At 34.9% G+C, this 14,242-nt stretch carries 10 protein-coding genes; 8 read left to right on the plus strand and 2 right to left on the minus strand.

All coding sequences use genetic code 11. The features are described 5' to 3' along the window. Positions 1–93: 93 nt before the first annotated feature. From DIT68_RS09820 to DIT68_RS09830, 3 genes are all read left to right on the plus strand, one after another. Positions 94–1,089 carry a hypothetical protein gene (locus DIT68_RS09820; protein WP_109359630.1) on the plus strand — a complete coding sequence of 332 codons (996 nt, stop codon included), beginning with the start codon at positions 94–96 and terminating at the stop codon, positions 1,087–1,089. Continuing rightward, entirely contained in the window at positions 1,079–2,359 is a 1,281-nt protein-coding gene (locus DIT68_RS09825; protein ID WP_109359631.1) for a M28 family metallopeptidase, read from the plus strand. The genes DIT68_RS09820 and DIT68_RS09825 overlap by 11 nt, the downstream gene beginning before the upstream one ends. A gap of 202 nt (positions 2,360–2,561) precedes the next feature. Continuing rightward, a complete protein-coding gene (locus DIT68_RS09830; RefSeq protein WP_109359632.1) occupies positions 2,562–5,165 on the plus strand; it encodes a T9SS type B sorting domain-containing protein in 2,604 nt (867 codons plus the stop codon). Between the two features lie 134 nt (positions 5,166–5,299). On the opposite strand, the gene DIT68_RS09835 is transcribed toward DIT68_RS09830, so the two are convergent. Beyond that, entirely contained in the window at positions 5,300–7,594 is a 2,295-nt protein-coding gene (locus DIT68_RS09835) for a helix-turn-helix domain-containing protein (protein ID WP_109359633.1), read from the minus strand. A 387-nt stretch (positions 7,595–7,981) separates the two neighbouring features. Between DIT68_RS09835 and DIT68_RS09845 the strand changes: the two genes are divergently transcribed. From DIT68_RS09845 to DIT68_RS09860, 4 genes are all read left to right on the plus strand, one after another. After that, positions 7,982–8,971, plus strand: a complete 990-nt coding sequence (locus tag DIT68_RS09845; RefSeq protein ID WP_109359635.1) for a glycosyltransferase family 9 protein — start codon at positions 7,982–7,984, stop codon at positions 8,969–8,971. A 203-nt stretch (positions 8,972–9,174) separates the two neighbouring features. After that, positions 9,175–9,351: a hypothetical protein gene (locus tag DIT68_RS09850; RefSeq protein WP_199223411.1), complete on the plus strand. Its 177-nt coding sequence runs from the start codon at positions 9,175–9,177 to the stop codon at positions 9,349–9,351. A gap of 167 nt (positions 9,352–9,518) precedes the next feature. Beyond that, on the plus strand, positions 9,519–10,907 hold the full coding sequence (locus tag DIT68_RS09855) for a hypothetical protein (protein ID WP_109359636.1): 1,389 nt from the start codon (positions 9,519–9,521) through the stop codon (positions 10,905–10,907). Between the two features lie 153 nt (positions 10,908–11,060). Further along, positions 11,061–11,594 carry a hypothetical protein gene (locus tag DIT68_RS09860; RefSeq protein ID WP_109359637.1) on the plus strand — a complete coding sequence of 178 codons (534 nt, stop codon included), beginning with the start codon at positions 11,061–11,063 and terminating at the stop codon, positions 11,592–11,594. A gap of 164 nt (positions 11,595–11,758) precedes the next feature. Here the strand turns inward: DIT68_RS09860 and DIT68_RS09865 are convergent, their stop codons facing one another. Continuing rightward, on the minus strand, positions 11,759–12,976 hold the full coding sequence (locus DIT68_RS09865; RefSeq protein ID WP_146194181.1) for a glycosyltransferase: 1,218 nt from the start codon (positions 12,974–12,976) through the stop codon (positions 11,759–11,761). Positions 12,977–13,179: 203 nt separating this feature from the next. On the opposite strand from DIT68_RS09865, the gene DIT68_RS09870 reads away from it, so the two are divergent. Continuing rightward, positions 13,180–14,217 (plus strand): AI-2E family transporter, encoded by a 1,038-nt coding sequence (locus tag DIT68_RS09870; RefSeq protein ID WP_109359639.1) that lies wholly within the window; start codon positions 13,180–13,182, stop codon positions 14,215–14,217. Positions 14,218–14,242 lie beyond the last annotated feature (25 nt).

A 14,242-nucleotide genomic window follows, 5' to 3' on the forward strand; every position in this document is an offset into this window, starting at 1 on the left:
CTTGCAACGAGAATTTAACACCTTCTTTCATTTAATGGAAGGAGGTGTTATCATTTATGATTATTTTTGAATCACAAATTATTTTATCATTTTATGAATTCATTTGACACCCTTCAGTCTATTAGCTCAAGATTATCAGAGTTAAGCAATCAACTTTCAACATCGAAATTATCTAAGGAAGAATTAGAGGAGTTTGAAACACTTTCGAGAAAACTCTATGAAAGAGCGGTGATTTTGGCGTACAAGGCCAAAGAAGAAAATGTTTATGGAAAGTCAACAGAAAAAGTGGTAAATCCAGTTTTGCCTTTTTCAAATGACAAGGAAGGGTTCACAAGGAATGAAACACCAGAAGTGGTTGCAGAAAGCCAAGATGAGCCAATTCTAAAACAACATGAAATAGCTGAAGAGCAGAAAGCAGATTGGAGTGAGGAAATGGCAGGAGAATCCGCGCAAATTGAAGAGCCTGAGACTGATCAGAAAACCGAAACTGGAAATCAGGTGACGGAAGATGATGGAAGAGTTCAGTTTGATTTTTCTGGTGGGTTTGATACCGCCAAAGTAGAAGAGAAAACAGCTCCAGAAGTTGACTCAGCAGTTGAAGAAAGCAAAAAAGTGGAAGCAACTACAGAACATCCTGAGTCTACTGTCGAAAACGGAGAATCTATCGAAGAACAGAAAGAAGAGCATATTCCTCAACCTTCAATAAAGGAAGAGGAAACTGTAGCAATATCGGAAGAGTCAAAACCATCCTTAAATGAAGTGTTAAAGGAAACCAACGCTGAAGTTGCTTCTTTTTATGCAAGGTTTTCAAAAGCCAATAAAGAAGCGAGGGGCGACAAATTGGGGACTTCCAAAATTCATTCCTTAAAAGGAGCAATAGGACTAAACGACAGAATGTTGTTTATCAATGAATTGTTTGCTGGCGATGCAAGTAACTTTAATGAGACCATAGAAGAATTAGATCAATTAGAAAGCAATGAGGTGGCGCTAAATAAATTAAGTGAAATTGCCGCCAAAGAAAATTGGAATAAAGAAGATGCTTCGGTCGATGAATTTGCGCATTTAATTACCAGAAGATATGTTGACTAAACCCTTTTTGCTTTTTCTTGGAGTTTTAGTTTCATTCTTGACATTTGGACAAGTTGAAAAAGCAAGACGTGTTACAGAGGTGTTGTGCAGTGATTCTCTTTACGGCAGAGGATACGTGAATAATGGCGTCAATAAAGCAGCGAATTTTCTTCAAGACGAATTTAGAAATGCAGGTTTGCAGCCTTTTTTGAAAAACGATTCTTATTTGCAACCTTTTTCGCTTGATGTCAATACTTTTCCGGGAGTAATAGAAGTGAAAGCAGGAAATGAAATCTTAACCCCAGGAATTGATTATTTAGTAGATCCTTCTTCCGGTTCTTTTGATGGAGAATTGAATTTAGTTGAATTGGATACAAGTGTTTTATCGCAAACCCAATTATTAGCTCCATTCGCTGAGCAGGTTAGGCGCGGTGAGAAAAACGGTTTTTATATTGATCTTACTGGCATGTCTCCAAAGCGATCTTATTATGCCGTGCATCAATTTAATTCTTTAACTGAACTGGCTGCAGTTGTTTATTCAACAGATCAAAAATTCACTTGGTCGGTGGGGAGAACACAAATGAAAAATCCCGTTTTACACATAAAATCAGGGAAAATTGAGGCTAAAACAGAATTCAAGGTGAAAATCGAGGCTGAATTCATCAAAAATTTCGAAAGCAAGAACGTAGTTGGATACCTTCCAGCCAAGAAGAAATCAAAAAAAGCAGAAACCATTGTTTTTACAGCACATTATGATCATTTGGGTGGAATGGGAACAAGCCCTAAAACTTACTTTCCGGGAGCCAATGACAATGCAAGTGGAACAGCAATGTTAGTTTCTATGGCTGATTATTTTATTGAGAATCCAAGCAAATATAACATAGTTTTTATTGCATTTGCTGGCGAAGAAGCCGGACTTGTGGGATCAAAATACTTCGTAGAAAACAAATCGATGGATTTTTCTAAAATAAAATTCTTGCTGAATCTCGATATTATGGGAAGCGGCGAAGAAGGTATTACGGCAGTGAATGGAAGAATACATGAGAAAGAATTCGCGAAATTTAAAGCAATTAATGATGAAAAAAACTATTTGAGTCAAGTAAAATCTAGAGGTGAAACCGCAAATAGCGATCATTATCATTTTCATTTGAACGGTGTTCCCTCATTTTTCATTTATACGATGGGACCCAATAAAAACTACCACGATGTTCATGACACCTATGAAGAATTATCATTTTCTGCCTATGATAATATCGTGAAGTTGTTGGTGGAGTTTGTGGAAAAACTATAAAAACTCATGATATATTGTTCTTTTGAAATGATAATCAACTGAGTTTTTAGAATATAACTTTTTTTAAACCTAAGATTTTCAAAACTATTTAAACCACTGTTAACAGGTGTATTAAAGCCTCATGTAGACCTTTTGTAGGCGCTGAATTTTTGTTCTCCAGATTTCAATTCTATATTTTTGTGAACACTAAAACACAATTATTATGAGATCTATGAATAAATTTATTTGTTTTCTATTTCTTGTTTCTGCGATTCATTCTCACGCACAAATTTCACCAGGTGGGGTTGGTACAACAGGATTAACTTCTTGGTTTCGAGCAGACGATTTAGCTGCAGGAAATGTTACATCATGGACAACGCAATTTCCAAGTGGAGCTGCAGCAGTTTCTGTAACAGATGGTCAAGCGCCTTATCCACAATTGGAGCCTACTCCAACAGGAGATGTTTCCAACTACAATCGCACAATTCATTTTTCAGGCAATTCTTACGTAGGAAATAATTTAGCAACAGTTCAAGGTTTGGGAAATTCAAATCCACCAGCGCTATTAACTAATCTGAACGCCAATGACCAGGGAACTTATTTCTCTTCATACTATATGCCAACTCCTCCTTCTGGGAATGGTCATATTACCTTATACAACTCAGGAAGCACTGGTTTGCAATGTCGAAATTTAGGAGCAGTTGGAAGATTGGCAATCGGTAAAACTTTTGTAAATTCCACCAATTCTTCAAGAGACTATTCTGAAAATAATTTGCCCAGTATTATTTCTTATAAAGGAAACCGTTCTAATGCAACAAGTATGAAAGCATACGGCAAAGGAAACCTCCTAAGTTCATCGGTTGCTTCGCAGTCTTCAGGTTCAGACGGTTTGTACTTTGGGTATCATCCAGGTATTGGAACGTCAGCATACAATGGTTATCAGCATGAATTTATTTTCTTCAACAGAGACTTAACAGATTTGGAAATGAATAAAGTTCATACTTATTTAGCAATTAAATATGGAGTTTCATTGATTAATCAAGGGGGCGGAACAAATGGAGATTATGTTGCAACTGATGGAACAGTAATTTGGGACGCTAGTTTAACTCCAACATACCACAATGATGTAATCGGAATAGGACGTGATGATATCGAGGATTTAACACAAAAACAATCACATACATTCGATGATAAGTTTAGAATTTATATTGATGCGCTTGCCATTTCAAATGAAGATAATTTAGGTGTATTTAATGCCGATATTTCTTATGTAACAGTAGGACACAATTCTGCTAGTTTGTGTGGTTCCGTAGCTTCGAACACTGAGGCTCCAAGTCCTATTTCTTCTCGTTTAGCAAGAGAATATAAAATAACAAATACAGAATTTAATCAAGATTTTAATGTAGACATACTGTTAGAACCTTGTACACCAATTGCCAATTTAGATTTATCAAAAATTAGATTAATGGTTGATTTAGATGGAGACTTTTCTGACGCTGATCTTTATTCACAAACCAGCGGAATTGTGTTCAGCGAAAATAACGGAAGATTAAGTGTTTCTGGAATTTCAACAACTCAAATTCCGATGAATAGTACTCGCTATATTACAATAGGTTATATTGATGAAAGTTATCAAATTATTGAATCTAGCGGACCGGTTTGTGAAGGTGAAGAAGCTTGGGTTGTTTTCGAAGTTCTAAACGTAACAAGCCCAGTCGATATCGACTATTCTGATGGAACGAATCAGTTCACTGCGACAAATGTATCTACAGGTGATACTTTATTTTTAAGTACAAGCACAAATGCCAATTATTCTTTCACTCCTTTTCCAGGTATTATTAATTGTTGTACTGCTAATAATCCACAAGATTATAATCAAATAATTAATCCTTTACCTACAATTACACTAGATCCATTTGACAATACTCCATGTGAAGGAGATTCAATAGAGTTAAATGCCAATGGAACGGGTACTTATTCTTGGAATAATGGTGTAATAAATGGAACTCCGTTTGTAATAAATACAACGGCAACTTACACGGTGACTGCAATTTCTGGTGATGGATGTGAAAACAGTTTGGACACTTTAATTGATGTAAACGAAAATCCAACAATTTCATTAATTAATGAAGTTAATGAAGCCTGTGCTGGAGATGTAGTTGCTTTTACCGCAGATGGAGCCGCAACTTATGAATGGACACCACTTTTAACAAATGGTGAAGGGATTACAGTAAGCGCAGGAACATTTAATTATCAAGTTATCGGAACAGATGCCAATGGTTGTAAGGATACATTGTCAACTTCGCTTATCGTTTATCCTTCTCCAATCGCAGACTTTATTCCAGATACAACTTCTGGCGTGGCTCCAATGACCATTTATTTTGAAGACCATAGCATTAATGGAATAAATTATTTTTGGGATTTTGGGAATGGAAATTCTTCAACTTTCGATGGTGATGAAACACAAACCTATGATAACGGTGGGGTTTATCCTGTAACTTTGATTGTAGAAAACGGAGTTTGTACAGACACAATTACAAAAATTATTAATCTAGAATCAGGAGATATTTATGTGGTGTTGCCAAATATTTTTACTCCAAATGGCGATGGTACGAATGATTTTTATAAAATCACATCTGAGAATGTAGTTTCGATAGAAGGATTCATTTTGAACCGTTGGGGAGTAGAAGTTTATGCTTTTGATTCAATAGATTTTGAATGGAATGGAGACAATGTAAATGACGGAGTTTATTTCATAAAATACTCTGCCGAAGGAAAAAATGGTGAAAATATAACTGGACACGGTTATATTCATGTGAATCGTTAAAATATTTAAGGTGCATGTAGTAGTGTGGATTCCGCAAAGCCAGAGAGTTTATTCTCTTTGTTGCTTTGCGGTTTTTTATAAATACATCGAAACCTTTTCACCATTCAAAAAGTAAAATGAAAGACGCAGTGCTTTTACCTCAAACACCCAGCATGATAAATCTTTAATTCTTCCCAAGAAATACTTTCTCCTACCAATTCTTTGGCTTCTGATAAAGTCATTTCAAGTTCTTTTCCTAATTTATCTTTCATGATCTCGATTTTTTCTTGGTCAAGAACAGCGTCTATTTCCAGCTTTTCATCTTTAACTAATCGTGCTATGTGACCATAAACAGTTCGTTCTGTTAAAACTCGCTCATCAGCAATTTCTTGAATAGTTCTTCCTTTTTGAAATAAATCAAAGGTCTTGTCAAAGGTCGTAACTTTTGGTTTACTGCTTTTTTCTTTCTTCTTTGTAGCCGCCTTTTTCTCCTCATAGAAGTCGTCTAATTCACCTAAAGCAGGGTTTTCTCGACGAATTTCCTCTTTTACCACTTGAACTTTTGCAATTTTAAAGTTGCGTATCTGATCATCCCAAATGTTCTCTTTTGAAAGTTCCTTTCCGTTATACAAGTTTTGAATCAATTTTCTTGATTTCTTTAGTTCTAAAATCGTTTCAGTGAGCAAGTCATCTAATTCGCCTAAATCCTCAGAATATTGCTTAACATTCGATTTCTTCCCCAATAACAAGAGTTTTTTAATGGTTCCTCTAAAAATGGGCTCTAAAATCTTGATGAAATAATTGTAGGCCGCCTCATAACGTTCGTAGAGCAAGTCGATGTCCATATTATTGGGCTGACAAATACGTATTAATTGAGATCTAAACTTTTTTGAAGGCTCTAAAGTGCTCATCAAAGAATTAATTTGCTCCTCAAACCACACTTTGTTTTTGGCCATTTCGCTTCGTGGACCAGCAGTTTTATGTGATGCTTCTAATGATAACCAGCGACTAACCATTGCATCCCAGTTGAAGGTTTTCGTCAATCTATTTTGTAAATAAACTACCGTTCCCAATTCTAATTTACGAGACAATAATTCACGGTCTGCCTTGTTTTTGGCATAATTCACAACATGTTGATCGTTACGCAAGCCATTTAAGCGAATTGGACTTGTCATTACCAATCCTTTCAAAGAAACCAAGCGCGATAAACCAACATAGGCCTGCCCTGGAGCAAAAACATTGGATAAATCCAAGACAGCTTTTTCAAATGTTAAACCTTGACTTTTATGCACCGTAATGGCCCAAGCCAATTTTAAAGGAAAGTGAACAAAAGTTCCAATTACTTCTTCTTTAATTTCTCCAGATTTTTCATCCAAGGAGAATTTCACGTTTTCCCATTCGTATTGTTCTACAGAAATGCTTAAGTTTTCTTCTGGGAATAAAACCTTTATTTCATCTGGATACAAAGCAGTAACTCTTCCAATTTTACCATTATAATAACGTTTTTCATGCGACAAATCGTTTTTAATAAACATGACTTGCGCTCCTACTTTCAATTCCATTGTTTTTGGAATTGGGTAGATGTATTCAGGGAATTTTTTGGTAATTACTGCATCATAATTCGTTGTTTTTCCTGGCAATGCACGCAGCGCTTTATCGTTTATTTCATCTGCTTTGGCATTATGTGTTGTTAACGTAATAAAGCCTTCGTGCTCCGTTGCATCAAAATTGGGTTTTACGTATTGATTCAATAAATCAACGTTTTCTGGAGAAATGTGATTGTTTCTTAAGTTATTTAAAACCTCAATAAATTCCGGATCACTTTGACGATAGATCTTTTCCAACTCAATATAAAGTGGCGGATATTCTTGAACAACTTGCGCATGAAAAAAGAAACTTCCTCTATAATATTTGTCCAATTCTGCTTTTTCTTCTCTTCTCACAATTGGTGGAAGTTGCATTAAATCTCCAATAAATAAGACCTGAACACCACCATAAGGCGTGTCATTTCTTCTCACTTTTCGCAACATAAAATCCATGGCGTCTAGTAAGTCTGAACGCAACATACTTACCTCGTCGATAATCAAAAGCTCTAATTTTAAAAAGATAGAACGCTTTTTCTTATTCATGTTAAAATGCTGCTGAAGCGTAGTTTTGGTGTTGAACTGAGTTCTTTGACCAACAAAAGGAGGCTGACCCATTTCTGGAATAAACGCTGAAAATGGCATTTGAAAAAAGGAGTGAATGGTTACACCACCCGCATTCAAGGCGGCAATGCCGGTTGGAGCAACTACAACAGTATTCTTGTGTGTAGATTCAATAATCTTTTTCAGTAAAGTCGTTTTTCCTGTTCCCGCTTTTCCTGTTAAAAACACAGGATGATTGGTTTGATTGATGAATCGTTCTGTAAAATCTGCAGGAGACTTAATGTCGGCTGTAATTTGCTTCATTATCGTTTATTTTTATCCAAATCTTGGTGGTTGCTAAAGTAATGTTTGAGGGGAGATACAGCAAAATTAAAGCTTCGAATTTCCACCCAACTCTAAATTAAGATAATGAAAAAGTTAATTAGAAAGCAAATGTTTTTGAAAATAAATTGGTTTTTGGGGAAGAATTACGTAGGGTTTTGCGGTGTAGGGGCGGTTTGTAAACCGCCCCTACAACTACAAATCGCAAACCATCCCCAACAAATCGCAAACCGCCCCTACAATCCCAATATTGTTTAATAAATCCTTTTTGACCGAATAGAATATTCATTCCTCCGTTTCAAATAAAACCAAGTCAAACAATTCGTTGTTAAACAATTCGTAATTCGCGATTGATTATTACATTTGCGCATGACCAAAATTCTTGTCATTCGTTTCAGTTCTATCGGCGACATTGTGCTCACAAGTCCCGTTTTACGTTGCATTAAGGAACAACTCCCGAATGTAGAATTACATGTTTTAACGAAAAAACAATTTTCAGATCTTTACGCTACCAGTCCGCATGTAGATTTCGTTCATGAATGGGGAGAAGAAAATCACTTGGTTTTAGCAGATTTAAAAGTTGCTGATTTTGATTATGTAATCGATTTACACAAGAATTTACGTACCTCAAAAATCAAAAGTGCTTTACGAAAAGAGAGTTTTTCATTTCCAAAATTGAATGTGCAGAAATGGCTTTATGTGAATTTTAAATGGAATTTAATGCCAGGTATTCACATTGTAGACCGCTATTTTGAAGCCGTAAAACCTTTAGGAGTTAAGAATGATGAAAAAGGAATTGACTTCAGAATAAAAATTGATTTTATATCGTTTTCTAAACGCTTTCCTGGACAAGAAAAATATATCGCGGTGGCCATTGGTGCTCAGTTTGCAACTAAAAGAATGCCTGCTGAGAAAATGGTGGAAGTTTTGGCTGATATTCCCATGCCAATCGTAATTGTTGGTGGTCCTGGAGATAGAGAAGAGGCCGATAAAATCAAGAAACTGTTGCCCAATAAAAACATCAACAACACCTGTGGTGGACTTTCAATTCACGAATCGGCACAAGTGGTAAAAGATGCGCAATTGTTAATTACAAATGACACAGGAATGATGCATATTGCAGCGGCGTTTGACCTGCCAATTGTGAGTATTTGGGGAAATACAACTCCTGAATTAGGCATGTATCCTTACCGACCACAAGCGCCAAATTCTTACTCTATTCATCAAGTAAAAAACTTGAAATGCCGACCTTGTTCAAAAATAGGTTTTGCGAAATGTCCGAAAGGTCATTTTAAATGCATGATGGACCAAGATGTTGCGGAAATAAAAGCGCAGATTGAGAAGTTTTTGAAGGGGTAGAAAACAGTATGAATTTTTGGAGCCTTTTCTTGTGAAAAACGGTTAGTACAGGTGAGTTTTCATGAAAAGTGATTATTTCATGTGAAAAATGATTGTTATTTATGCCTTTTTCTGAAAAACAATTATTTATATCCTTGTGTATGAAATCTTCTATCCATCTTATTTTTAGATTATTCATTCATATAGAATTATAATTAAAGCTTATGACAAATGAAAAAGGTTATGAAGGAGTTGGAATTGGTTATTACTTGAATGTGCTGCACGTTTTAGGTCTTGAAAACGATTTCTTAATGATAGCGAAGGATGATGAATTGGGAAGAAAATTGCAAGATATTGGAATAGTTGTGAAGAAACGTGCACCAAAAAGGTTTCTCTCTTGAATATCACCTTTTTTCTTTGGTTTGCCATAAAACGTACAATTGAGTGGTCTTAACAAATCGAAGAGAATATCTTTCATTGCACTTAATAAACTAACAGTAAAGTTCACGATTAGCATTTAGGAATTAATTTCATAGTTTTACCACCTTACAAACCCTTATGGAAAAACATGTTGAAACCGCTACAAAATAAAAGTGCTGATGTTAAAATAATTGATGCACTGACTCATTTTTTCTTTTTCCTTCTGATTGTTTTGGCAATTTTATACAGAGAAGAACGCCTTGTAGCTGATGCTTCCTATTACTTTTTTCGTGTTGTAAATAATGAGTCTTTTTGGGTTGAACACGACAGGTATATTTTGATTTTATCGCAAATAGCGCCTTTTTTAGCAAGTAATCTTGGACTTAAAATGGGAACCGTTGTTTTGCTTTCTTCGATCGGACATGTGTTGTTTTTTTATTCAATTTATCTGATTAGTCGCTATGTTTTCAAAGATATTACTGCCGGATTAATGCTGCTTTCTATTCAGCTTTTAGGCATTACTTCTGGGTTCTTTGTGCCCATGTTTGAATTTTATTATGCCATGGGACTTCTGGTTCTATTTTACGTTATTTTCACCCAATCAAGACATAAGTGGAAACACATTCCTTTGATTATTTTGGCTATTTTTATTATCACAGCACATTTTTACGCCATTATTCTTTTTGTCTACACACTTTTAGTTTATGCATTCGAAAAAAAGGATTTTAAGATTAAAAAGTATCTTCCTTATGCAGGTTTAATTGTGTTGTTTGTGCTTTTAAAACCACTCGTGATTAGCGAATACGAAAAGGGAAAGTCAGCGGATTTTCTTAATAATTTAGTCAATAATAACTACGATTTCAATTATTTAAAATCGTGGTTTTCTTACATTTTTAAAAATTATTGGGATTGGGCAATTTTGGTTTTGTCGACAATTGGAATATTGATTTTCAAAAAGAAATACCTCTTTTTACTCGGTTATTCCTTGTTTTTGATTGGGTTGATTGCAATGGTAAACATTTCCTCGTATGGCTTTGATCTTTCTCGATACAAGGAACAAATCAATTTCTCCTTAATGTTTCTCGCTGGTTTCACTTTTGTTTATTGCATTTCACTTCTAAACATCCGCATTTTGAAATATTCTTTTCTGTCTTTAATTTCGATTGTTTTTCTCTTCAGAATTCAATCCATTTGGGAAGGAGGAAAGCAATTCACTTATCGATTAGATGAAATGAAGGAAATCATGGATGTAGTACAAGATAAAAAGGGTACTAAGTTCGTGGTGAATCAGGATGATTTAATTTACGATGCCAATTGGTCTTACCCTGTTGAATCACTCATTTTTAGTTCAATTCACAATGAAAAATGCGTTTCAATAATAGTAGATGACGATTATTATTTCTCAGAAAACAATGAAAAAATTCTACCTTCCGAATACATGTTTAGAAGATGGGAAATTTATGATCTTTCAAAATTGAATCCCAATTATTTTAAATTGGATGATTCTGAGTACAGTAGAATTGAGATTGAGAATTGATTTTTATGTAAAATTATTTGTAGATAATCGGAAATATTCCGAATTTCACATTAAAATATGACAATTCAGTTGGAGTTAAATTGTTTTTCATAACTCACCATTTATACAATTGAACCCATTTCAATCTGAAATGTACAAGGTAAAAAAACAATTATGATTAGATCCGTTCTCTCATTTATATCAATCATTCTAATCCTTGTACTTTCTTCAAATACTTACGCACAAAATCAAGATTCTACTTTTTTTCAAAAAACATCTACCCGAATAATTGAGAGTTTCCATAAAAGCATCAACCATTCTAAACTAAAAGAAGATGGATTAATTGTAAAGGACATTTTAACCTGTGAAATATCCTCAGAATACGCTGAGCAGATTAACTTACCATGGTATGACTCACGAAAGCTAAAAGATTCTATTGTTTCAATTCAAGAGAAAGATGATGAAATAATCGTTCAATTTATAATTCATGAGATAAGTTATCCGATTATCAGTTGGCAAACAAATATTGAAATCAATGACCATAATACTTTATCCTTAATTTGTTTTCCAATTGCAGAAGCAATGGGTCATTATCCACGATATACACCTATTTGCATTTCAATTCATTTTGAAAAAGTAAAAGAAGTGGAACTGAAATCTGTAACTCTAAATAAAAGAAATAAATATGATGGATATTTTGGTAAGTAATAATACTCAGTTGAGAAATTAACTTTTTAACTTCCATCATTAACGCTCTCCTCTCTCTTTCTCCGCTCTGATTCTGTCCCTCTCCCTTAATTCTCTCCCTGTGGAGACGAGCGCAGCCGAAGTCTCACTTTGCTCCTCTCCCTAAAATCTCTCCCTGCCGATTTTTATCGGCCCAGTCTTTCATAAATCCCAAAATACTTTTCCACTCCGTTTTTTAAACTGTACCATTTTTCAGCACCAGCTCGGATTTCAGCTTTATCGTATTCAGAAGGATCTAAATTACACGCCTGATAACTTTCATTATCGAGATTTTCCAACACAATTCCAGCGTTCGAATCTTTGATAATCAAATCTGTATCTCCAACTCCAGCATTACAAATAATTGGAATTCCAAGTGCCATTAATTCACCTTGTTTGGTTGGGGAAGAAGCTTTTTTGGAGAATGTTGGACGAATAAAAAAGATGGAAAAATCGAAAAGTGAAATATAAGTGGGAACTTCGTTGTGCGTTGTCCCTGTAACGATAATTTCTTCTTCTGGAATGCCTTTTTCTTTGGCGAGGTTTACAATATTTTCTTTTGGTTCACGAGAAATAAATAGAAATTTAGCTTTGGATTTCTTTTGACGTAAAACAGCATAATAATCTAGCATTTCTGGCAACATATACCAAGTTCCGATAGAGCCAACATAGCCCAAAACGAAATCATCTTTCGAAATTCTAAGTTGATTTCTTTTCTCTTCAAGAGCTGTTTGATCAACTTTGTCAGAATGAAAATGATCTAAATCGACACAACACGGAATGACTTCAATTTCAGAACGATTGGGAAGGTTTTTCCATGATTCTATTTCTTGTTTTCCATTATTTGTTAAGGAAACAATGGCATCAGATTCATTAAAAAATTCGATTTCTTTTTTCTTAAAAAAGTTGTAGGCTCTTTTAAAAATCGGACTGTTTTTGTCCCAAATCCCGCCTTCAATGCGTTCATCTGCCCAAAAACCTCGCATGTCGAATACAAGTTTAAGTTGCTTCTTTCGTTGTAGAAATCGACCAACAATTGCTGGTATATAACTTCTACAATGAACTATATCAAAGCCAACTGCTTCATGCAGACTTAAAGCCTTTTTTTTCATTTTCCGAATGTCTTTAACAGTCGAAATTAAAGGTGGTTTCTTTGTGTAAGTTTGCGGGTACCATAAAATTCCATTCTCCGCACAGCGTTCTTTTATTCGGGGAATATCTTCGGAAAACTCTTTTTTTTCAAAGCTTACCAAATGCACACAAACACCTTTGTCTGCCAATCCAAAAAGATAGGGAAGCACCTGAGATTGCCCAAGTGAGTCTGTCATTCCATCGTAAGAAAGGTATAAAACTTTGTGGTTCAAGTTGTCTTTTTTTGAGATGCTAAATATAAGTATTTTATAGTAAAACTTTAGTCGGGAGGACTTAATTCTGTTTATTTCTGACCTTGTGGATTCGCAATACACAAAGTTGAAGAATTAATTATCATTAATTATAAATTTGCGACTTTATTCATAAGCAATCTTTTGTTTTTATTTCTTAATATTGAACTCTCTAAACAATTAAAATGCGAAAAGAACTTTTAGCCATCCGAAAGTTGCTACTAATTATAGTAGTTCCCTTAGTAATGTACTTGTTAAGTGTACTATCAATAATATTTATTCCATTAACTTTTGCATTATTTGCAGCATTACTTTTTTCACCTTTGATGAGGTGGTTTAAAAGAAAAGGAGTTCCAAATTTTATTGGGGTAATTGTTGTTCTTGTGCTTGTTTCTGCTGGTTTTAAAGGAGCCTATGAAATGGTTCAACTCACAGGAAAGGAGTTGGCGAATGCAGATGCAGATTTTATGGATAAATTTAACGACAGACTCAACGATGTTGCGGCTCCTGTGGTCGATTTGATGGGTATTGAACCTGCAGAGGAAGAGACGAATCTTCAGGCATTAATGAGTGATGAAAAGGTAAGTTCTAATCTTTTTGGAAATGTTGGGAGTGGTTTAAACATGGCGAAGAACTTCGTTAGTATGTTGTTAATGACGCTCTTCTTTATGGTGTTGTTGCTAGCAGGCTCTGTAAATATGCAAAAGGTCATGCAGTTACTCATATTTAAACAACTCTATGCCTCGGTGAAAACGTTTAGACAGATTGAAAAAGATATATTTAAGTTTATCGTCGTGAAATTCATCCTAAGTTTTTTCACAGGATTAGGCTTTAGTTTAGCTTGTTATGCATTTGACGTGAGTTTCCCAATATTCTGGGGAGTATTTGCATTCCTAATCAACTTTATCCAAATGATAGGTTCTGTAATTTCGGTTGTGGTGTTGACCTTGTTTGCGCTCGTAGAATTAAATGTGAGCGGTTCATTGTTGTTCTTTATTTTGGTTATTACTGGGGTTCAGGCCTTGTTTGGAGGAATTATTGAACCCGTTCTTATGGGGAAGTCATTCTCAATAAATACAGTAACGGTTTTGGTTATGTTAGCCCTCTGGGGTTTTCTTTGGGGAATTCCAGGACTAATTCTCTCAATTCCTCTTACGGCATTAATCAAGAAAATAATGGAGAAATTCCCGGGCACTGCAGTTTATGCTCGGATTATGTCGTGATTTAATTACGAATGATGTTTTTTTG

The sequence above is a fragment of the Brumimicrobium oceani genome, from assembly GCF_003143775.1.
GTDB classification, from domain to species: Bacteria; Bacteroidota; Bacteroidia; order Flavobacteriales_D; family Crocinitomicaceae; genus Brumimicrobium; species Brumimicrobium oceani.